This window comes from Vicinamibacteria bacterium (genome assembly GCA_035570235.1).
Taxonomy (GTDB): domain Bacteria; phylum Acidobacteriota; class Vicinamibacteria; order Fen-336; family Fen-336; genus DATMML01.
The window spans coordinates 1-21687 of sequence record DATMML010000086.1 but is presented as its reverse complement, the minus strand read 5'-3'; the positions used below and the strand labels follow the sequence as shown (position 1 = coordinate 21687).

19 protein-coding genes are annotated in these 21687 nt (G+C 67.4%); 14 read left to right on the top strand and 5 right to left on the bottom strand.

Annotated features, from left to right (window positions below; translation table 11 throughout):
• Positions 1 to 69: 69 nt before the first annotated feature.
• The 14 genes from VN461_15880 to VN461_15815 all read left to right on the top strand — a co-directional run bounded on the left by VN461_15880 (position 70) and on the right by VN461_15815 (position 17301).
• The gene (locus VN461_15880) at positions 70 to 3081 is read left to right on the top strand and encodes a glycosyl hydrolase (GenBank protein ID HXB56259.1); all 3012 of its coding nucleotides are present in this window, start codon (positions 70 to 72) and stop codon (positions 3079 to 3081) included.
• Between the two features lie 314 nt (positions 3082 to 3395).
• On the top strand, positions 3396 to 4481 hold the full coding sequence (locus VN461_15875) for a protein kinase (GenBank protein HXB56258.1): 1086 nt from the start codon (positions 3396 to 3398) through the stop codon (positions 4479 to 4481).
• Positions 4482 to 4686: 205 nt separating this feature from the next.
• Positions 4687 to 5139, top strand: coding sequence for a GNAT family N-acetyltransferase (locus tag VN461_15870; protein ID HXB56257.1), 453 nt, complete (start codon positions 4687 to 4689; stop codon positions 5137 to 5139).
• 43 nt (positions 5140 to 5182) lie between these two features.
• Positions 5183 to 5647, top strand: a complete 465-nt coding sequence (locus tag VN461_15865; GenBank protein HXB56256.1) for a hypothetical protein — start codon at positions 5183 to 5185, stop codon at positions 5645 to 5647.
• Positions 5648 to 5819: 172 nt separating this feature from the next.
• Positions 5820 to 6275, top strand: coding sequence for a lipocalin-like domain-containing protein (locus VN461_15860; protein ID HXB56255.1), 456 nt, complete (start codon positions 5820 to 5822; stop codon positions 6273 to 6275).
• A gap of 74 nt (positions 6276 to 6349) precedes the next feature.
• Positions 6350 to 6502 (top strand): hypothetical protein, encoded by a 153-nt coding sequence (locus VN461_15855; GenBank protein HXB56254.1) that lies wholly within the window; start codon positions 6350 to 6352, stop codon positions 6500 to 6502.
• A gap of 44 nt (positions 6503 to 6546) precedes the next feature.
• On the top strand, positions 6547 to 10455 hold the full coding sequence (locus tag VN461_15850; protein HXB56253.1) for a DEAD/DEAH box helicase: 3909 nt from the start codon (positions 6547 to 6549) through the stop codon (positions 10453 to 10455).
• 309 nt (positions 10456 to 10764) lie between these two features.
• Entirely contained in the window at positions 10765 to 12003 is a 1239-nt protein-coding gene (locus VN461_15845) for a PP2C family protein-serine/threonine phosphatase (protein HXB56252.1), read from the top strand.
• A gap of 210 nt (positions 12004 to 12213) precedes the next feature.
• Positions 12214 to 13470 carry a glycosyl transferase gene (locus VN461_15840; protein ID HXB56251.1) on the top strand — a complete coding sequence of 419 codons (1257 nt, stop codon included), beginning with the start codon at positions 12214 to 12216 and terminating at the stop codon, positions 13468 to 13470.
• The gene (locus tag VN461_15835) at positions 13359 to 14345 is read left to right on the top strand and encodes an HAD hydrolase family protein (GenBank protein ID HXB56250.1); all 987 of its coding nucleotides are present in this window, start codon (positions 13359 to 13361) and stop codon (positions 14343 to 14345) included. Before VN461_15840 ends, VN461_15835 begins: the two co-directional genes overlap by 112 nt.
• On the top strand, positions 14339 to 15613 hold the full coding sequence (locus tag VN461_15830; protein HXB56249.1) for a glycosyl transferase family 2: 1275 nt from the start codon (positions 14339 to 14341) through the stop codon (positions 15611 to 15613). Before VN461_15835 ends, VN461_15830 begins: the two co-directional genes overlap by 7 nt.
• Position 15614: 1 nt before the next feature.
• On the top strand, positions 15615 to 16322 hold the full coding sequence (locus tag VN461_15825; GenBank protein HXB56248.1) for a hypothetical protein: 708 nt from the start codon (positions 15615 to 15617) through the stop codon (positions 16320 to 16322).
• 209 nt (positions 16323 to 16531) lie between these two features.
• Positions 16532 to 16951, top strand: a complete 420-nt coding sequence (gene crcB, locus VN461_15820) for a fluoride efflux transporter CrcB (protein HXB56247.1) — start codon at positions 16532 to 16534, stop codon at positions 16949 to 16951.
• 29 nt (positions 16952 to 16980) lie between these two features.
• Entirely contained in the window at positions 16981 to 17301 is a 321-nt protein-coding gene (locus VN461_15815) for a DUF190 domain-containing protein (GenBank protein HXB56246.1), read from the top strand.
• 179 nt (positions 17302 to 17480) lie between these two features.
• On the opposite strand, the gene VN461_15810 is transcribed toward VN461_15815, so the two are convergent.
• The 5 genes from VN461_15810 to VN461_15790 all read right to left on the bottom strand — a co-directional run.
• On the bottom strand, positions 17481 to 18299 hold the full coding sequence (locus VN461_15810) for a DUF4118 domain-containing protein (protein ID HXB56245.1): 819 nt from the start codon (positions 18297 to 18299) through the stop codon (positions 17481 to 17483).
• A 172-nt stretch (positions 18300 to 18471) separates the two neighbouring features.
• Positions 18472 to 19176, bottom strand: a complete 705-nt coding sequence (locus VN461_15805; protein ID HXB56244.1) for an ABC transporter ATP-binding protein — start codon at positions 19174 to 19176, stop codon at positions 18472 to 18474.
• A complete protein-coding gene (locus VN461_15800) occupies positions 19169 to 19891 on the bottom strand; it encodes an ABC transporter ATP-binding protein (protein ID HXB56243.1) in 723 nt (240 codons plus the stop codon). Before VN461_15800 ends, VN461_15805 begins: the two co-directional genes overlap by 8 nt.
• Positions 19888 to 20841: a branched-chain amino acid ABC transporter permease gene (locus VN461_15795; protein HXB56242.1), complete on the bottom strand. Its 954-nt coding sequence runs from the start codon at positions 20839 to 20841 to the stop codon at positions 19888 to 19890. The genes VN461_15800 and VN461_15795 overlap by 4 nt, the downstream gene beginning before the upstream one ends.
• A gap of 9 nt (positions 20842 to 20850) precedes the next feature.
• On the bottom strand, positions 20851 to 21687 hold an 837-nt coding region (locus tag VN461_15790; protein HXB56241.1), incomplete at its 5' end, for a branched-chain amino acid ABC transporter permease.

Sequence of the window (21687 nt, the reverse complement as noted above, 5' to 3'; positions counted from 1 at the left end):
CGGTTCGAGGGACTTGAGTTCCGGAACATTGGTCCCTATCGGGGGGGACGCTCGTGCGCGGTGTCGGGGGTGAGGCATCAGCCGAACACCTTTTACTTTGGCGGCACGGGCGGCGGTGTGTGGAAGACAACGGATGGGGGATCCAACTGGGAGGTCCTTTCCGACAAGGACCTCAGGACCGGTTCGATCGGAGCCATTGCCGTTTCCGAATCGGATCCAAACATCGTCTACGTTGGCACCGGGGAGGCGCCGATCCGCGGCAACGTCTCGCACGGTGATGGCGTCTACAAGTCGACCGATGCCGGCCGGAGCTGGAAGAACGTGGGCCTGAAAGACTCGCGCCAGATCGCGCGTATCCGCGTCCATCCGCAAAACCCCGACCTCGTCTACGTGGCCGTGCAGGGTCATGTCTGGGGCCCCAACGCCGAACGGGGCATCTTCCGCTCCGAGGACGGTGGCAAGGTCTGGAAGAAGATCCTTTTCGTCGACGACAAGACCGGGGCTTCGGACCTTGCCATGGATCCGACCAACCCGCGCATTCTCTACGCCGGCTTCTGGCAGGTCGTTCGGCATCCCTGGGAACTTGTCTCGGGGGGCGCCGGAAGCAGTCTCTGGCGGACAACCGACGGGGGCGATAGCTGGAAAAAACTGACCGAAGAGCTGGCCGAGGGGACCTGGGGGAAGGTCGGGGTGGCGACCTCGCCCGCCAGTCCGGGGCGCATCTTCGCATTCGTCGAGGCCAAGCACGGCGGCCTCTTCCGCAGCGAGAACTATGGCGAGAAGTGGACCCACGTCAACGACGAGCACAAGATCCGGGAGCGTGCGTGGTATTACTCGTGGGTCTACCCCGATCCGAAGAATGCCGACACCGTCTACTTGCCCAACGTCTTCATGCACAAGTCAACCGATGGGGGAAGGACTTTCTCGAATCTGCTCGTTCCGCACGGCGATAACCACGACCTGTGGATCGACCCCGACGACCCCAATCGGATGATCCTCGGCAACGACGGCGGGGCCACGATCACTTACAACGGCGGCCGGACGTGGTCGACCCAGGACAACCAGCCCACTGCTCAGTTTTACCGCGTGGCCGTGGACAATCAGTTCCCTTACTGGCTCTACGGCTCGCAACAGGACAACTCCAATGTCTGCATTCCAAGTGGCGTCCCCGGAGAGGGGATTGAGGAGAGCGACTGGCACTCGGCGGGTGGAGGCGAGAGCGGTTGGATGGCCCCCGATCCGACCGATCCGAACATCGTCTACGCGGGCGAATATGGCGGCCAGATCACCCGCTACGACCACCGCACTCGCCAGGTCCGTACCATCATGGCCTGGCCGCAGTTGGCCGACGGGCACGCGACCGCGGACCTGAAATACCGCTTCCAATGGAACGCGCCGATCGTCACCTCGCCCAACGACCCGAAGGTCCTGTACCACGCATCGCAGATCCTCCTGCGCAGTCGCGACGGGGGCCAGACCTGGGAGGAGATGTCGCCCGACCTCACCCGCAACGACCGCTCGAAGCAGGGCAAGTCCGGCGGCCCCATCACGATCGACATCACGGGAGTGGAAGTCTACGACACTATCTTCGCCCTCGCGGAGTCGCCCTTGGAGCCAGGGGTGATCTGGGCGGGCAGCGACGACGGCCTTCTCCACGTCACCCGCGACAACGGCAAGACGTGGCAGAACGTCACCCCCAAGACCCTCCCGGAGTGGATACAGATCAATTCCATCGACGCCTCGCCGCGCGACAAGGGTGCCGCCTACGTCGCAGCCACGATGTACAAGTCTGACGACTTCCGCCCCTATCTCTACCGAACCAGCGACTACGGGAAGACTTGGACCAAGATCGTGACCGGCATCCCGGACGGCGCCTTCACGCGCGTCATCCGCGAGGACCCGGTGCGCAAGGGCCTTCTCTACGCGGGGACGGAGACCGGGTTGTACGTCTCCTTCGACGACGGAGCGAACTGGCAGCCGTTCCAGCGCAACCTTCCCGCGACCCCCATCACCGACCTCGCGGTCAAGAACAACGACTTGGTCGTCGCCACTCAAGGCCGCGCCTTCTGGATTCTGGACGACCTCACTCCTCTCCGGCAGTGGAGCGAGACGGTCTCCCGCTCGGCGGCATACCTGTTTCCCCCCCGTCCGACCGTGCGGATGGACATCCAGAAGCCGGAGGAGGAAGAGCTGCCCCGCCCGGTTGGCCAGAACATCCCCGGCGGCGTTGTCGTGAGCTACTGGCTCAAGGACAAGCCCACCGAGAAGGAGCCGATCAAGCTGGAGTTCCTCGACGGCGACACCGTGATCCGCACGCTCTCAAGCGAGAAGCCGCCCAAGGCGGAGGACCTCGCGGAACAGGCCAAACGCGATGAGGAGTGGAAGGACAAGGACAAGCCGCTCGAGCCGAAGGCAGGTGTAAACCGACTCGTCTGGGACATGCGTATCTTGAAGCCCACCCTGGTGCCGAAGGCCATCTTCAACGAGGGGACCAAGGCGCCGCCGAAAGTCGCCCCCGGGACATACAAGGTGCGTCTGACCGCCGCCGGGCAGGTCTCTACGGAGACCGTGGAGGTGAGGCCGCACCCGGCCGGGTTCGCGACCGCGGAAGATCTGAAGGCCCAGTACGACTTCCTGAAGTCGATTCGCGATCGCCTCTCCGAGACCCACGACGCCGTGCTGAAGATCCGCGACCTCCGACAGCAGGCCAAGGACATGGGAGATCGGGCGGAACGACTCGGCAAGGGGGATGCGCTCAAGAAGCAGGCGACCGCGCTGGCGGAGAAGCTCACGGCGGTGGAGGAAAAGCTCACGAATCCGCAAATCAAGTCGGATGAGGACGATCTCAACTACGAGCCGAAGCTCGACCACGAGTGGACTTACCTAGCCGCCGTTGTCGCCCGTGCGGACGCGCGGCCCACAGCATCCTCGCTCCAGTATTACGGAGGGCTGAAGGAAAGGCTCGATGCGATACAGGCCGAGCTCCGGGTCGTCATGGACAAGGAAGTGAGGGACTTCAACACCGCGGTCGCGGAAGCGAAGATCCCACCCGTAGCGGCGGCCCCCCGGGGGGGCAGTTAGCGGGAGAGGGAGCGTTCGAAAAGCAAAGTGAGATCGCTCTCACGGGGAGCCCAGCTCCCTTCGCGGCCGCGGCTTGGCGCTGGCCGGGACTGACTGAGGTGGTGGAGGTGGCTTGGCTTGAGGCCCAGCCCCCGCTCCTGGTCTCGGGGATCGGGTCGGCCCGAGCGGGTCAAACCTCCTGACACAAGAGAGAGCTGGGCCTGCTGGCCTCCGCTCCAACCGCGATGCCGGATCGCACTGATCAACTGAACCACCCAACCGCCACCACCCGCACGAGGCCCGCCCGCGGCCCTCTGGGACAGGAGCGGTATCTGGTGGCACCCCCGCAGGTCATCACCAGCCCGGAGACGCAACTGCGGTACCGCATCGAACGCCTGCTCGGCGAGGGGGGGTTCGGCCAAGTCTATCTGGGCAAGCGGCTGGGGCGCTCATCGGCAGTTCCCGCCATCGTCTGCGTCAAGATCAGTCGACGCATAGACGGATGGCTGCGCGAGGCGTACTTCGGGCAGTTGCTGGATGGACATCCACGGGCCATCCGCGTCTTCGATACCTTTCCGCTGATACGCCCGGACGGCCAGGTCCTGTACTGCCTCGCCCTGGAGTACGCGCAGCAGGGCGACCTGAGGGCTTTTCTGGACCGCACGGGCAAGGGGTGGCCGGAATCCACCGCGCGCCGTGAGATTGCCGGCATCCTACAGGTGCTTGGAAAGCTGCACCGGGGGCAGATGCTCCACCGAGACCTCACACCGCTGAACGTGTTCGTCTGCGACGCCCGGTGCCTGAAGCTCGGGGACTTCGGGATCGTCCGCCAGCAGAGCGACCGCCGAGGGATCACGGCCGGCACCATGAACCCGCTGACGGCCCCGAGCGAAATTCTTGCTGGGGCCGCTCCCATGTGGCAGGCGCGCGATGACGTGTACCAGGTGGGGCAGCTCCTGGGCATGCTGTTGAAGGGGAACGCCCGGGTGCGAATACGCACCCACGAAATCCGGCTTCTCCCCTGCAGCGATCAACTGAAGGAGATCGTCTACCGCTGCATCGGCGAGCGGCGGAAGCGCTACGAGAGCGCCGACGAGTTGATCGAGGCCCTCCGCAGCCGCCCCGCTCCCTTGAGGGTCGGCGTGCGGCGCACGCTCAAGGGAGTGCATCTCACCTTTACGGGCATCCTAAGCAAGCGCCGTCGCGACGCCGTCCGCGCGGCCCGGCGCGCGGGGGCCATCGTCCATCGGGGACCCTCGGCGCGGACGACGGTGGTCGTACGCGGGCGGCCCAATCCGCAGCAGGCTGCCGGGCGGGACGCAGGCCTTAAGCTGATGGAAATTAAGCGATTGCGCGAGAAGGGATTCCGTATAACCCTCCTCAACGAGGCTCAGTTCTGGCGGCTTGTCGGTCGACGTTGACACGAGGCTGGGCGGGAGCTGGGCTTTGCGGGTTGCGGGTCTGCGCGTCTCTCCTGGCCCTCGGGATAGGATTGATTGTTGAGGACAGGCGGTGAGCGGGCCTTTCCAAAGACCTGCGAGCATGAGTTTCTTAGGGTTGCCGCGGGCGGGGGACCCGAGCACGCCTGGGATAGGTGGCGAGGTGGGAGTGGCGGAAGAGATCAGTATGCGCAAGGCAACCACAGGCGACCTCGGGATCATCATGCACCATCGGAGGAGCATGTTCGTGGACATGGGCCACCGCGATCCCACGAGCCTGAACGCCATGCTCGCGACGTCGGAACCCCTTTTCAGGCGAGGCCTGGAGAATGGCTCGTATCAGGGATGGCTCGCGGAGGCTTCACCGGGCGCGGTTGTGGCGGGTGGGGGAATCATCATCTTGGAGTTCCATTCCCAACCTCGGGATCCGCGTCCGCGACGGGCTTGGATAGTGAACATGTACACCGAACACGCCTTTCGGCGCCGAGGCTTGGCCAAACGCCTGATGGACGCCATGATCGTCTGGTGTCGCGAGGAAAAGCTCAGCTCGGTTTTCTTGCACGCGAGCGAAGAGGGACGACCTCTTTACTCGTCGCTTGGTTTCACGCCCACCAACGAGATGCGGCTGGACCTGACTTGATGAGGGTGCGGGGCCTTCGCCCCGCCGATTGCGAGGCTCTCTAGTGTCGGGTGAGCAGGCTCTCAACTTCGTCGCCAAGCACGGCATCGTGCTTCAGGCGGCGCGGGGCCCGGTTCCCAGCCTAGCCGAGGCCATCGCGGGGGGGCCGATTCGCGGGAGCTGGTGGGGCCATCCCAAGGGCAAAGAGATCTTCCTGGCGGCCGCGGCCGTCATCGCCAGCGGCGACGTTCTCGTCTGCAAGCTTGTAGACGGCAAGATTACCTACGTGCACCGGCGCCTGTGGCCGGCATTGGTCAGGCTGGCCTCCCGCTTCTCTAAGGCGCAATTGGCGAAGGTGGATGAGGAGCACACTCCGTCCGGGGCGCACAAGTCGCAGCGCGTGGCATTTCCGCGCTGGGTTCCGTCCGAAGTGATGATGGCCGCGCAACGTCTATCTGAGGAGGAGGCGGAGGGTCAGCTCTCGGCGTGGCTACACCTGGGCAAAGGCCGAGGAGCCCGGCCGCACTAGGCGGGTTCGTCTCTCGCCGCGCCGCCGGGCAGGCGCCGGATCTGCATCGGCCCCGGGGTGCAAAGCACTCCTAGGACGTGGAGCGCCTTCCCCGCCCCGGCGGCGGCTTTGTCCGGGGCAAGCGTGCGGACACGGTCTCGTCCGCGAGACGGAAGCGGGCTGAGGTCTGGGCATGAGCAAGAAACGGACTTCGAAGCCGACAAGACCTCTCGTCGGCACGTGGCGGCTCACGGCCCTGAAGGCACGCACACCGTCCGGCGAGACCACGTATCCGTGGGGACGTGCTGTCGGGGGCCGTCTGACCTACTCCTCGAACGGCCAGATGTCCGTACAGATCATGAAGGCCAATCGACTTCCCTTCTCATCGGAAGACCTCGAGGGGGGCACCGCCGAGGAGGTCCAAGCGGCCTTCGACGGATACCACGCCTACTTTGGGACATTCTCCTATGATGGACGGGCGCGCACCGTGACCCACCGAATCGAAGGTAGCCTCTTCCCGAACTGGATAGGACACGACCAGACGCGCTCGGTGAAGCTGTCGACGAGAGGCTTGACCCTCACCTCCTCGCCCATTCTGTTCGGCGGCCAGGAGGTGGTCTTCCTGGCCGTCTGGGGCAGGATTAGGTAAGGCGGCCCGGGCGTCCAGCGTCGCCATACCTCCGGAGGCGGTTCTGGGCTAAGCTGGCCAGCCGGGAGGTGGATATGAAATCCGCGGGACGACTGGGGATGACCGTGCTCGGGATCTATTTGATCGCGGTCGGACTCTTTCCCTACCTGACTTTTCTTGCTGGCCTAGCGCCCTTGCTCTCCTTGGCCGCCATCGTGGCCGGCATCCTCATCCTGCTCGGACGCTGAGCGGCCGGTCCCGATCCGTCAACGTCCGCGGTTAGGATGGTCCCGTGAGCTCCCTGCTTTCGTTCCACCCCGCGGTTCAAAGCTGGTTCGCGCGCCGCTTTGGCGAACCCACTCCCCCACAGCGCGAGGGCTGGCCACTCATCCGCGAGGGCCGACACACCCTGATCGCCGCCCCCACGGGCTCCGGCAAGACGCTGGCGGCTTTCCTTTCCGCCATCGATTCGCTGCTGCGTCAGGAGCCCCCCCTCCCCGACCAGACCCAGGTCCTGTACGTCTCCCCGCTGCGCGCTCTCTCAAACGACGTGCAAAAGAACCTGGAAGGCCCCCTCGCCGAGATCGCGGCCGCCGACCCCCTCTTGCCCACCGTCCGCGTGCTCGTGAGAACGGGCGACACGCCCGCCGGGCAGCGCGCGGCCATGGCCCGCCGGCCCCCCCACATCCTGGTCACGACGCCGGAGTCACTCTACATCCTGCTCACCAGCCAAGCCGGGCGGGGAATGATGGCCACTGTCCGGACGGTGATCGTCGACGAGATCCACGCCCTCGTGCGCGACAAGCGGGGAAGCCATCTGGCCCTCTCCCTCGAGCGCCTACAGGCCTTGACGCGGCGCCCCCTCCAGCGCGTGGGCCTTTCCGCCACCCAAAAGCCGCTGGACGAGGTGGGGCGGTTCCTGGTCGGAGCGGAACGCGAATGCGCCCTCGTCGACGCCGGGACCTTCCGCGAACTGGACCTGGCGGTGGAGGTACCGCCCTCGCCGCTTACCACCGTCTGCTCCCACGAGCAATGGGAAGAGATCTACGCGCGGATGGCGGACCTGATCCGAGGCCACCGCACCACCCTCGTCTTTGTGAACACGCGCAAGATGGCGGAGCGGATAGCGGCTCAGCTCACGAGGCTGCTGGGAGAGGACGCGGTCTCGAGCCACCACGGCAGTCTCTCGCGGGAGCGGCGGCTCGACGCCGAGCAGCGCCTCAAGGCGGGCCGATTGCGCGCTCTCGTCGCCACCGCTTCCCTGGAGCTGGGGATCGACATCGGCGAGGTCGACCTTGTGATCCAGGTCGGCGCCACGCGGTCCATTGCGACATTTCTGCAACGCGTGGGCCGGGCGGGGCATGCCTTGACCCGCGTACCGAAAGGGCGGTTCTTCCCCTTGACCCTGGACGAACTGGTGGAAGGGGCGGCCCTCCTCCGCTGCGTTCGCCGGGGCATTCTTGACCGCACCCCGTTGCCGCCGCGGCCCCTCGACATTCTGGCCCAGCAGATTGTGGCCGCCTGCGTCTCCGAGCCCTGGGACGAGGCAGACCTATTCGCGACCCTCCGGCGGGCCTGGCCCTATCGCGACCTCTCGCCCGCGGAGTTCGAGCAGGTCGTCCACCTTCATGCCGAGGGTCGGCGGGCGCTCCTGCATCGTGATGGCCAGACCGGCCGGATCCGGGCCACCCGGCGGGCCCGGCTCCCCGCCATCATGTCGGGGGGCGCCATCCCCGACACCGCCGACTACCAGGTCCGGCTCGAGCCCGAGGGCACCCTCGTGGGCACCGTGAACGAGGACTGGGCGGTGGAGTCGAATCGGGGCGACATCTTCCAACTCGGCAACGCGTCTTGGCGGGTTCTCCGGATAGAGCAGGGGATCGTGCGGGTCGCCGACGCCCGGGGCCAGCCCCCCTCTCTTCCTTTCTGGCTCGGCGAGGCGCCCGGGCGGACGCGCGAGCTCTCGGCCGAGATCGCGGCTCTGCGCGAGGAGTGCGGGGACTGCGGCCAGGAGCCGGTCACGTTCCTGCAATCCGAGTGCGGCGCCGCCCTCCCCGAAGGGGCGGCGCGACAGATAGCCGACTACGTGGAGGCCGGACGGTGCGCCCTGGGGGCGGTGCCCACCCAGAAGCGGGTGATCCTCGAGCGTTTCTTCGATGAGAGCGGCGGAACGCAGCTGGTCGTCCACGCCCCCTTCGGCTCACGCATCAACCGGGCGTGGGGCTTGGCCTTGCGCAAACGCTTTTGCGTGGGGTTCGGTTTCGAGCTACAGGCCGCTGCCAACGAAGAGGCGATCGTCCTTTCTCTCGGTCCCCAGCACAGTTTCGAACTGGAGACCGTGTTCGACTACCTCCATCCCGCGAGCGCGCGCGAGGTGCTCGTCCAGGCTCTTCTGGCGGCCCCGATGTTCCCCACCCGCTGGCGGTGGAACGCCCAGCGGTCGCTCCTGCTGGAGCGGTCTCGCAACGGGAAGAGGGTTCCCCCTCCCCTGCTGCGCATGCGGGCCGACGACCTGCTGGCCGCCGCCTTCCCCGCGGCCCTCGCCTGCCCCGAGACCCTGCCCGCGGGACCCATCGAGGTGCCCACCGAACATCCGATCGTGCGCCAGACGGTCGAGGATTGCCTGACCGAGGCCATGGACGTGGAGGGTTTTCTGGACGTGCTCCGCGGGCTCCGCGACGGCACCATCGAGCGGCGAACCGCGGACACCGCGGAGCCTTCGGCCTTCGCCCGCGGGATCCTGGCCGCCCAGCCGTATTCATTCCTCGACGACGCTCCCCTCGAGGAGCGCCGGACACAGGCGGTGATGGCCCGCCGGGTCCTGGACATCCGTACCGCGAACGAGCTGGGCGCGCTCGATCCCGAGGCTATCGCGAGGGTGCGCGAGGAGGCCTGGCCACAGCCGCAGGACGCAGAAGAGGTCCACGAGACTCTCCTTTGGATCGGCTACATCACGGTCGAGGAGGGTCGGGGCTGGCGGCCGTGGCTCGATGAGCTGGCCGCGACAGGGCGGGCAGTCTGCGAGGGAGATCGCTGGCGCGCGGCAGAGGCATCGCGTGACCCCAGGGCCGTCCTGCGCGGCCGGCTGGAGGCGCTGGGTCCGGTATTCAGCGACGATCCGCTCCTGCTCGAGCTCGAAGCCGAGGGCTCCGTCATGCGCACCCGCATCGACGCGCGCCAGGCCTGGTGCGACCGGCGCCTGCTCGCGCGCATCCAGCGCTACACCCTGGACCGCTTGCGTCGTGAGATCGAGCCCGTGACCGCGGCCGAGTTCCTGCGCTTCCTGGCCTGCTGGCAGCACGCGGACCCCCAGGACCGGTTGGAGGGGCCGGGGGGCGTGGCGGAGGTCGTGCGCCAGCTCGCCGGCTTCGAGGTTCCGGCTGCCCTCTGGGAGGCGAGCGTGCTGCCCGCCCGGATTCGTGGCTACCAACGCCAGTGGCTGGACCAGGTGACGCTCTCGGGCGAGGTGATGTGGCTGCGGCTGTGGGCCTCTACACCCCTCGTCCTCCGACGGACGCCGATCGCTCTCGTCCGGCGCGAGGACCTAGAGCCCTGGCTCACCCTCTCCACCCTGGCCGGCGGGCGGGCCGCCGAGCCGGAGGGGACGGTTCGAGAGGTGGCGGAGGCTCTGGCGCGGAGGGGCGCATCGTTCTTCCCGGAACTGCTCCGCGTGACGGCTCTCCCCCTTCAATACCTGCAGGCCAACCTGACCGATCTGGTCGTCCAGGGCCGCGTGACCTGCGACTCGTTCGGCGGCTTTCGCTGGCTGATGGTCTCCGCCGGGCGGGGTCGAAGCCAGGGGGACGCCGCGGGGCGCTGGAGCGTGCTCCCGGCGGGGGTCCCGGCCACGGCCCCCCCCGCGGAGTTCGTGGTCCGGCAACTCCTGAGACGCACCGGCGTCATCTTCCGAAAGACCCTGGCCCGGGAGAAACAGCCTCTCCCTTGGCGCGAGCTGGCGCGCACCTGTCGGCTCATGGAGGCTCGAGGCGAGCTCCGCGGCGGACGATTTGTCGCCGGCTTCGATGGGGAGCAATACGCTCTTCCGGAGGCGGTCACGCTCCTGCGTGCCGTTCGGAAGCGGCCTCCTTCGGGCGCGACGCCGGTGTCGGTGTCCGCCGCCGATCCCCTCAACTTCCAGGGCATTCTCACCCCCGAGGAGCGCATCTCCCCCATCGGCGGGAGACTGGTCAAGGTCGGCTAAGTCATCCCTGCTCCCTAGTCGTCCCCCAGATCTGCTGCGGTTTTCCACCCGCTTGGTCGAGTTCGTGACACGCGGAGGCGCGCAGCGCGGCCGCGCATCCCGGGGGCGCGCGGGGAAGGCCTGCCCGCGATCCCGTGGTGTGACCCAACGCACCCCCGGCCCGCCCCCACCGAAGTTAAGGTGTAGGTGCGGCGAGGGTTGGCCCCTGCGATTGGTATCCAGGCTCGGACCTCCCCAGGCTCGGCCGGCCGGTGATGGTGGTGACGCCACCGGGCGTTCTGTGGCCGGCCTAGACACGAAGGTCCCGCGGTGAGCCCGGGCGCAATCGCGAGCATGAACGACGATCTAATTTCGGAGCCGGCGACGCTCGGACCCCAGGGGCTCCGTGGTCTCTTCAACCGGCTCCAGGACCAACAACCGGAGGGGGGCCGGCTGGAGGCGTTCGTCGAGGAAGTCTTCGCGGAGCTGAGCCGGGAACTACACCTGGCCGCGGTCCTCGTTTACGCCGAGCGCCGCGACAGCTTCGAGCTGCGCATTGGCTATGGGGGATACCCTGCCCCCGTCGACCCCGTCCCCAAAGACTGCCCCTGTCTGCGCCTGGTGCTTCAGCACCGGGTCTACATCTTCGCCGATCCCCTGGAACCGGCGTCCCCCTGGACATGCCGGCTCCTGCCCTGCCAGCCCGCGGCGGGAGTCGTCGTCGGCCGCCGGCCGCACCGACACGCCCTGTTCTTCCTGCTGGAGGAAGGATGGGTCCGCGACCATGTGGACTTCGCCCTCAACGTCCTCCGGGCCGGCCTGGGCCTCCGGCTCCTTGAGGAGCGGGTCCAGAGCAACCTCCGCGAGGCGGCCGAAGTGCAGGAGAGCCTCCTTCGCGAGGAGCCGCCCGTCCTTCCCGGCTTCGAGATCGCCTGTCGCTCGCTTCCGGCGGAGCTGGTCAGCGGGGATTTCTGCGACTTCGTTCACGTCTCCCACGACCTCGTGGGCTTCGCGGTCGGGGATGCCGCCGGTCATGGCCTCCCCGCCGCCCTCCTCGTCCGCGACGTGGTCACGGGCCTGAGGATGGGCCTCGAGAAGCACCTCCGCATGGAGTACGTCTTCTCCAAGCTGAACCGCGTGATCCACCGCAGCAACCTCTCCAGCCGCTACGTGTCCCTCTTTTATGGGGAGCTGGAAACCAACGGCAATCTCGCCTACGTCAACGCCGGGCACCAGCCTCCCCTCCTGGCGCGGAAAGATCGCCTGCAGGAGCTGAGGATGGGGGGGGCCGTGATCGGCCCTCTGCCCGACGTCACCTTCCGCCGAGGCTTCCTTCGCCTCGACCCCGGCAACGTGCTGGTGCTGCTCACCGACGGTCTCGTGGAGCGAAAGGGCCTCCGGGGCGAGTTCTTCGGCGAGGAGCGCCTCAAGACCCTGGTCCAGGAGAACTACGAGACCCCGGCCGGTGACCTCGCGGACCGGATCCTCGAAGCCACGCTCGCCCACGGCGGGGGGCAACCGTGGGATGACGACGTCACCCTGATGGTGGTGCGGCGACAGGGGGAGTGACAGACGCCGGGTGTTGTGACAGCCGTCACTTCGGTCTCCCCGCCCCTGGATCATAATGGCTGTGTAGGCAGGCCTTTAGGCCTCCGGGCGGCGTCTCTCGCCCCCTCCCCCACGACGAGGACACCTTGGATTCGAGTCTGAGTTGGTCCTTCTCCGTGCGCCCGCGGCGCGTGGGAGGAGGGCCGCACGCGCTGTGGAAAGGGAGGTCCCATGAGCGACGTTCATCAGAGTGGTCCCGTCACTGCCCTGCCCCGCCTGGTCGCGCGCCCGGTGGCGGAGCTCGAAGACCGCATCCTGGCCTGGACGTCCCGCTTTCCGGTGGCCCTCGTCATCCCTATGATCCCGGCGGAGATGGACCGGCCCGCCCTGGCCGGAATCCTGGACGAGCTCGCCCAAGTACCCTATCTCGACACCCTCGTCGTCTCCCTCAACCACGCTACGGCCGACGACTACGTGCGGGCGGACGAGTTCTTCGCCCCCTACCCCGGGCGCAAGGTCATCCTCTGGAATGAGTCGCCGGCCGTGAGGGAGCTGCTGTCCCACCTCGCCTCTGCGGGCCTCTACATCGGGGAACCGGGCAAGGGGCGGGCCTGCTGGCTGGCCATCGGCTACCTCCTGGCCGAGGAACGGGTGGAGTACATCGCTTTCCACGACGCCGACGTCCTGAACTACAGCCGCGAGATGCTGGCCCGCCTCGTGTTGCCCTCCGTGGACCCCACCGTCGACTTTGACTTCGTTAAGGGCTACTACGCCCGGGTCTCGAATCGGCTGCACGGCCGCGTCACGCGCCTGCTTCTGACCCCGCTTCTGGCCGCCATCACCCGGCTCATCGGCCACGACCCCTACATTGGCTACCTCTCCGCCTTTCGCTATGCGCTGGCGGGGGAGTTTGCGGTGAAGTGCGACCTCGCAGAGCGCATGCGCCTACCCTGCGACTGGGGCCTCGAGATCGTGACCCTGTTCGAGGCCCTGCGCCACCGGGATCCGGGTCGGATCTGCCAGGTGGAGCTCGCGGAGCGCTATGACCACAAGCACCAGGAGCTCTCCGCCGAGGACTCCGGCGGCGGACTCCACCGGATGGCGAAGGACGTCATCAAGCACCTCCTCCGCACCCTCGCCGCGGAGGGCGTCAACCTGCCCGATGGCCTGCTCCGCAGCCTCCTCGCCGCCTACCAGAGGGAGGCTGAAGACGCGGTGGCCGACAGCTACGCCGTGGCCACTACGAACGGGCTCGAGTTCGATCGCCACGAGGAGGAGAAGAACGTCCAGACCTTCCTCGCTGCCCTAAGAACCTCGATCGACGAGTTTCTGGCCGACCCTCTCGGGGCGCCCCTCGTCCCCAATTGGGCCCGGGTGTGGGCGGGGGTGGCCGACGCGGGCGCCCGCCTGGTCGCGGCGGCGGGACGTGGGCCCGCCGATGTCCCGGTCCGGAACGGCGAATTGGTCTCGACGGGGAGAAAGCGCTAGCTCTGACGAAGCCACTGCTGATCGCCACCGACCTCGACGGGAGTCTCCTTGACGAGGATACCTACGCCCACGAGGCGGCCCTCCCCGCCCTCACCATCGTCTCCGCCCTGTCCGAGCAGGGGCTGCTCCTGGTGCTCGCCAGCAGCAAGACCCGAGCCGAGGTCGTGCACCTGGCCCGGGGTCTGGGCATCCTTCCCCTCCCCTTAATCGTGGAGAACGGGGGAGCCCTCCTCGTGCCTCGCGGCCTCCTCTCCGGCCGCGTTCCCGGTTCGAGGCGGCGCGGCGGCTACGACCTCGTCGTCCTCGGTGTCCCCCGACGGAAGCTGATGACCGTCCTGAGCGAAATCGTCGCCGAAGTGGGGGCGCGCATCCGGGCCTTCTCGACTCTGGCCCCCCGCGACATCGAGCAGATCACGGGCCTCTCCCGCCCCGCCGCCCTTCGGGCCCGGCTGCGGGAGTGGGACGAGCCCTTTCTGGCCGATCCTGCGGACGCGGAGCGCGTCAGCCGGGCCGCGCTCCGGCGGGGGCTGACCGTGGTTCAGGGCGGCCGTTTCCATCATCTGACGGGGCCCACCGACAAGGGGGCGGCCCTCGGCCTCCTCATCGACCTCCTCGCGGCGGAGGGGAGGCGCTATCGGACGGTGGGGGTGGGCGACTCCGGAAACGACCTGGCCATGCTCGAGCGCGTCGATCGGCCCATCGTCATCCCCCGACCCTCGGGGACGATCGACAACGTGCTCGCCGCGCGCCTGCCGCGGGCGGAGCGGGCACCGGTCCCGGGCCCCGCGGGCTGGAATGCCGCCGTGATGGCGGTGCTCCGCGGCCGGCGGCTCCGCCCCGCCCCGGCACCTGGTGAGCAACCGCGGGAATGCTGAGCGACCCCCTGCCCCTCCCCCCGGGGGTCGAGGCTCGCCTCCAGGAGATCAGCGAGGTCGACGTGTTGGTGGGGATCCCGAGCTTCAACAACGCCCGCACCATCGGCCACGTGGTTCGAGCGGCGGCGGCGGGGCTCGCCAAGTACTTCCCGGACCAGCGGGCGGTCATCGTGAACTCGGACGGGGGGTCCGGCGACGGCACCCCCGAGGCGGTGGCCGCGGCGGACTTCTCGAACCCCGGAGCCATCCTTGTGCAGCACCCCCTCACGCCCGTGCAGAAGATCGTCACCCCTTACCACGGGATGCCGGGGAAGGGCAGCGCCTTCCGCACCATCTTCGCCATCGCCGAGCGCCTGGGGGCCAAGGCCTGTGTGGTCTTCGACGCCGACCTACGGAGCATTACCCCCGAATGGGTCCACCTTCTCCTGGGTCCCGTGCGGCAGCTCGGGTTCGACTTCGTCGCCCCCCTCTATGTGCGGCACAAGCACGACGGGACGATCACCAACTCCATCGTCTATCCCCTGACCCGGGCGCTCTACGGCCGAGACGTCCGCCAGCCCATCGGGGGTGACTTCGGCTTTTCGGGCGCCCTCGCCTCCCACTACCTCACGAAACCGGTGTGGGAGTCGAACGTCGCGCGCTTCGGCATCGACATCTGGATGACGACCACCGCTCTCGCGGACGGGTTTAGGGTCTGCCAGTCCTTCCTGGGGGCCAAGATCCACGACGCCAAGGACCCCGGCACGGATCTGGCGGAGATGCTGCTCCAAGTCGTGTCGTCGGTCTTCGATCTGATGCGCACCTATCACGAACGCTGGCGGGACGTCCTGGGCGCGGAGGAGGTTCCCTTGTTCGGCTTTCCCCACGGCGTCGGCCTGGAACCGGTCCCCGTCAACGTCGAGCGGATGCTCACCATCTTCCGGCAAGGGGTCCAGGCCCTCTCCGAGGTCTGGGAGGGAGTCCTGCTCCCGGAGACCCGCCACGAGGTCATGACCCTGGAGCGACCGACCAACGGTTTCCACTTCCCGGACCCGCTCTGGGTGCGGGTCATCTACGACTTCGCCCTCGCGTACCAGCGCCGGGTGCTGCCCGGTGACCAGCTCCTTCGTTCCTTGGTGCCGCTCTACCTCGGGCGGACGGCTTCCTTCGTCCTCCGCACCGAGGACAACGGGGCGGGGGACGTGGAGGCGGTCGTCCGCGACCTCGCGGACGAGTTCCTTCGGCAGAAGGGCGGTCTGCGCGAGCGCTGGATGGCGCAGGAGGTGTGACATGTGGGACTTCCTGAACCATGTGATCGGCAGGACATTGAGCAGCTTCGGCCAGCGGCTGGAGGCGGTGGGCCCCGACCTGCTGGCCATGCTCCTCATCCTCTCCCTGGGAGCCCTGGCCGCGGCCGCCCTCCGGACCCTTTTGCGCCGGCTGCTGCCGCGGCTGGGGTTCGACCGCTTTGCCGCGCGGTTGGGCCTCAGCGTCGTGCTGCAGAAGGGCGGGGTCACCCAGTCCCCCTCGCAGGCGGTCGCCGCCGCCGGCGCCTGGGCGGTCTTCGCCCTGTCCGTGCTCCTCGGCATCGGTACCCTGAACCTCCAGTTTGCCAACGACCTCGTCTCGCGGGCCTTCAACTACCTCCCCCAGCTTCTCATCGGCGTGGGTCTCGTCCTCCTGGGCTCCTTGATCAGCGCATTTCTCAGGCGGACCGTTCTCATCGCCGCCGTCAACGCCGGGCTCCCCTCGGCCCGGCTCTTGGCGGCCGGCGTGCACACGGCGGTGATGATCCTCTTCGTGGCCATGGCTCTGGAGCACCTGAGCATGGGCCGGCAGATCATCCTCGTTTCATTCACCATCCTCTTCGGGGGCGTCGTCCTGGCCCTGGCCCTGTCCTTCGGCCTCGCGGGTCGTCACCTGGCCCGTGAGTTCTTGCGTCGGGCCGTGCAACCGCCCACCGCCGAGGAGAGGGGAGACCCCTTGCGCCATCTTTAGGGAAGCCGGGCCTGGCCATCCAGGACGGGTGGCCATTCATGGCCTGGCCGATCTTGGACCCCGCGGCCGAGCCAACCGGACGACCAAGACCGCGTTCCCCGCTCGACCTACAGACAGAAAGGGCGCTTCCCGCCGCGCCACGATAGAATCAGCCCTGTGCTCATGGAAGTTGAAGGGCCGTCGCTGGCTTGCCTCCATTGGAAAGGGCCTTGCCGATCGGGGACACCTTGGATCGGGGCTCCGCCATGGACCGTTTCCTTCTAGTCTGCTTCGGGGGCGCCCTCGGAACGGGGGCACGATATCTGGTCGCGATAGGAGCCCCCCGGATCCTCGGTACCACCTTCCCCTACGCGACCCTGACCGTGAACGTCGTGGGCTCCTTCCTTCTGGGGGCAATCATGCACGTCGGTCTCACCACTAACCTCATGTCGCCGGGGCTTCGGCTGACCCTGGCCACCGGGGTCGTGGGCGGCTTCACGACGTATTCGACATTCAACTACGAGACAATCGAGTTCCTGCGCGAAGGGGCCTACTGGCTGGCGGGACTCAATGTGGCGGCCACCCTCCTGCTGTGCCTTCTGGCGGGGGCGCTGGGCCTGGCCGCGGGGCGCTGGCTCGTGGGGAGCTGATCTTGCGTGTCCTCGAAGGCGATCAGTGGATGGTCCGCATCTTCATCGGGGAGAGCGACCGTTGGAAGGGGCGGCCCTTGGCGGACGCGCTCGTCGAGCGGCTACGCAAGGAGGCGTTCGCGGGCGCAACCGTGCTGCGGGGGCTGGCCGGCTTTGGCGCGCGCAGTGTCGTGCACACCGCACACTTGCTCGAGCTGTCTCAGGACCTGCCGCTGGTCATTGAGGTCGTCGACACCGACGAGCACATCAAGCGGCTGGAGCCGATCCTCGAGGAGATGGTGGCGGACGGCTTGGTCACTCTGGAGAAGGTCAAGGTACTGAAGTACAAGCCGGGGACGCCGCGCACCTGAGGGCACGGAGTCTCGCGCCCAGCGGCGGCCAGGTCCGGGCGAATCGGACCCGGTGCGGAGGTCGCATTCGACAGATCACCCCGGCCCGACTCCAGGGTTGATGCCGAGCGTCTGCGGGGCCTGTTCCGCCGGCTCGGTGCCTCCGCTTCCCCGAGACCAAGGGGTACGCGCCCATCGGTTCAGGAGCGAAGGGGGGCGGAGGCGCTCGCGGTCAGATCACTAGAGGGTTGCACGTGGTCGGGGGCGCCCAGGATCGCACCTACGATTCGCGCCGCGTCCTTCAGGACGTGACGCTCCTCAGGCAAGGCGGCCACCCCGTTGCCCCAGATCTCGAGGGCCCCCGTGTGGCGGTCCCGGAAGTAGAGATCGAGCCGACCACCGTCGGACGGGAACGGGAGGCGGATGCGTCCGGGGGCCTCGGGCGGCTCCCCGCCAGAGAGGAGGTCGTCGGACCGGAGGAGATGGGCCGCCGGCGTGGGCGTGGCCGATCCCGAAAAGGCCACCACCTGTCCTCTTTCGTTGCGAACCACCACCGCGGAAAGCGGAAACCCGACGCGGAGCACGGAGGCGATCTCCGTTAGCACCCGCTCCTGAGGATCGGTGCTCTCTAGGCGACGGAGGACGGAGTGGATGGCCTCCATGTGTGCGCGCGCGCGACGCAGCGCGGTGATCCGCTCACCCCGTTGGGAGCCGAAAGCGGCCGCGATGAGGCCGGAAGCGGCCAGGCCGACGAAGGCGATGACATCGTCCTTGTTGGCAATTTCCAGCCTCAGGTAGGGCTGGGTCAGGAAGAAGTCCAGGCTCAGGGTGGAGGTCAGGGCGGTGGCGACGGCCGCCCGGCGGCCCCCGTATTCCGCGACCAAGATCGTGAGGGCCAGGAAGGCGAATGTGAAATTCGATGCGTTGGTGATCCCACGCCAGGGGAAGAAGGCCATCCCCAGGAGGATCGCTCCCAGGGGCCCGGCCGCCAGGTAAACGAGATCGGATTCGTCGTCCATTGGCCTGGAATCATGCCCCCCGAGGGGTCCCGGTGCAAGCACCGAAAAAGCCGGCGCCCCCCGGCCGCGACAGCGAACCCAGGAGAAGGGCGAGCCACCCCTCGGAGACGCGGTTACGGTCGAGATCCTCTTCGGCTTCGGGCACGACACCGTCCGGAGCTCGGCCTCTTGCTCAAAGCCCGAGATACGCCCTCTTGACGTGGTCGTCGGCGAGCAGCTCCCGACCCCTCCCCGTGAGCGCGATGCGGCCATTCTCGAGCACGTAGGCGCGGTCGGCGATCCCCAGCGTCTTGAAGACATTCTGCTCCACCAGCAGCACGGTGGTCCCTCCCCGGTGGACCTCCTCGATGACGCGGAAGATCTCGCTCACCAGCAGCGGCGAGAGGCCCAGGGAGGGCTCGTCGAGCATCAGCAGCCGGGGGCTCGACATCAGCCCGCGCGCGATGGCGGCCATCTGCTGCTCGCCCCCGGAGAGGGTCCCCGCGAGCTGCTTTTCGCGCTCCTTCAGCCGCGGGAAGAGGGTGAACATCTTCTCCAGCGTCTGCGGACGGTTCTTTCTCGCCTCCGGGGTGAGCGCGCCCAAGAGCAGGTTCTCGCGGACGGTCATGTCGGGGAAAAGCCGGCGCGCCTCCGGGACGTGGGCGATCCCCAGCCCCACCATCTCATGCGCGGGCCGGGTGTGGATCGGCTCCTTCCCGTAGAACACGCCGCCCTTGGCAACAGGAAGCAGGCCTGAGATCGTCATCAGGGTGGTGGTCTTGCCGGAGCCGTTCGCTCCGATGAGGGCGACGATTTCTCCCTCCTTCACCTCCAAGGAAACGTCCCACAGGACCTGGACATCGCCGTAGGCAACGTCGATGCCTTCGACCCTAAGCACGGGCGCTCCCGAGGTAAGCCTCCACCACCAGCGGATCCTTCGCGATCTCCAGCGGAGTCCCTTCCGCGATCTTCTCGCCGTAGTTGATGCAGAGGATGCGCTGGGAAATGGACATGATGACGCGCATGTTGTGCTCGATGATCAGGATCGTGACCCCGCTCGCGTGAATCTTGCGGACGATCTCGATCGTTTTCTCCACCTCGGCCGGGTTGAGCCCCGCGAAGTTCTCGTCCAGAAGCAGCAGCTCCGGCTTGGTGGCCAGCGCCCGCGCCATCTCCAAACGTTTGCGCATGCCCAGAGGCAAGCTGCGGGCGGGGGCCTCGCGCCAGCACTCCATCTCCGTGAAGGAGATCGCCTGCCACGCTTCCCGGCGCGCTTCCTCCGGGCGATTGGTCCGCGAGAAGGCCGCCACCATGACGTTCTCGAGAACGCTGAGGCGGGCGAGCGGCCTCACGACCTGGAACGTGCGGGCCAGGCCCAGCCGGCAGACCTTGTGGGGCTTGCGGCCGTCGATCCGAGTGCCCCGGAAGAGGATCTTTCCGCTCGCGGGCGGGAAGTAACCGTTGATCAGATTGAAGATGGTGGTCTTCCCCGCCCCGTTCGGCCCGATCAGCCCCAGGATCTCCCCCTTCTGCAGGCGAAAGGACATGCGGCGTACGGCCATCAGGCCACCGAAGCGCTTGCTGACGTCGTCGAGCTCGAGGAGGGGGGTCATGCCGTCGCCGGTCCTCCCGGCCCTCTTCGTCGTCGCGCCCGCGCATCCAGGACCGCGCCCACGATCCCGTTGGGGAAGAAGATGATGATGCCGATCATGAGCACCCCAAAGAAGATCAGGTGCCCCTGCTTGACCCAGACCCGGAGGAGCTCGGAGACGAGGATGAAGATAACCGCTCCCACCGCCGGGCCCAAGCTGGTGGCGGCTCCCCCCAGCATCGTGACCAGGATCATCATGATCGAGATGTCCGCGACGGAGAACACGATCCCGGGGTCGATGAAACCCATGTAGTTCAGATAGAAGCCCCCCGCCACCCCGGTGAAAAAAGCGCTCAGCAACACCGAGAGGAGCTTGTACTTGGTGGTGTCGATCCCGAGGGACTCCGCGCAGTCCTGGTCCTCGCGGATGGCCAGGAAGTAGTAGCCGGCCTTGCTCCCCATCACCCAACGGATGACCGCGAAGCTCAAGGCGGCGAGGCCGAGGGCGATGTAGTAGTACCAGATCTTCTCCGTAAAGGCGGGGATGAGCAGGATGCCCTCCGCCCCGTTGGTGAGCTGCTTCCAGTTGACCGCCACCAGACGCAGGACCTCGGAGAGCGCGAGCACGGAGAGGGAGAAGTAGGAGCCCCGTAGTCGGAGGCAGATCCAGCCGATGAGGGCGGCCACCGCCGCCGCGGTGAGGCCGCCGAGGGGGAGCCCCCACCAAGCGGCGGGGGCGGAGAAGCCGGACTTGACCAGGATCCCGGCGGTGTAGGCGCCGACCCCGAAAAAGGCGGCGTGCCCGAAGGAGATCTGCCCCGTGTACCCCCCGAGCAGGTTCCAGCTCTGGCCGAGGACGACCCAGAGCAAGGAGAGGATCGCCATGTGGAGCAGGTACGGGTTTTGGGTCGCCGCGGGGAGGAAAAGGAGGGCGGCGAGGGGGAGGGCGGCCAAGACCCTCTTCTTGGGCATCCCTTCCCCCTAGGCCCGCCCTCTCCCGAGCAGGCCACGCGGCATGAAAATGAGAACGAGGACGAAGATGACAAACCCGAAGGCGTCCTTGTACCCGAGGGAGATGTAGACGGAGCCGAGCGACTCCGCGAGGCCGAGCACCAGGCCACCCAAAACCGCCCCCGGGATGTCCCCCAAGCCGCCCAGGATGGTGATAACAAACGCCTTCTGCGTGAATTGCCCCCCCACCTGCGGGTAAAGGTAGTAGACGGGGGCGAGGAGCGTGCCCGCGGCCCCGACCAGGGCGGACCCGAGGCCGAAGGTGATGGCGGTGATGCGCTGGGTATCTATCCCCATCAGGGCGGCGGCGCGCTTGTCCTGGGCGGTGGCCCGGATCATCCGGCCGGTGTCGGTCCGGCCTAGAAAGAGGAAGAGAAGCAAACCCAGGGCCAAGGCAATCCCAAAGGCGACCAGGAAAGGCAAGCTGAAGGAGAGCGAGATGGTCTGCCCTCCGAGCGACATATCCCAGTAGATGGTCTTGCTTGCGTAGGACACGGGGACGGAGCGGTAGTCGGCGGTGAAGAGGAGGAGGGCGAGGTTGGCGAGTACGAGCCCGAGGCCGACGGTCAAAAGGACCTGGTTCTCGGGGAGCACGGTGTCCGCTTCCATGACGGGCTCGAGCAGGAACTTTTGCACCGCCACCCCGAGCAGGAACATCAACGGGAAGACGGCCAGAAGGGACAGGTAGGGGTCGATCCCGAGAAGCGTGAAGCCCCAGAAGGTGATGTACATCGCGACCATCATGAGCTCGCCGTGGGCCAAGTTGATGATGCGCATCACCCCCATGATGAGCGACATCCCCAGCCC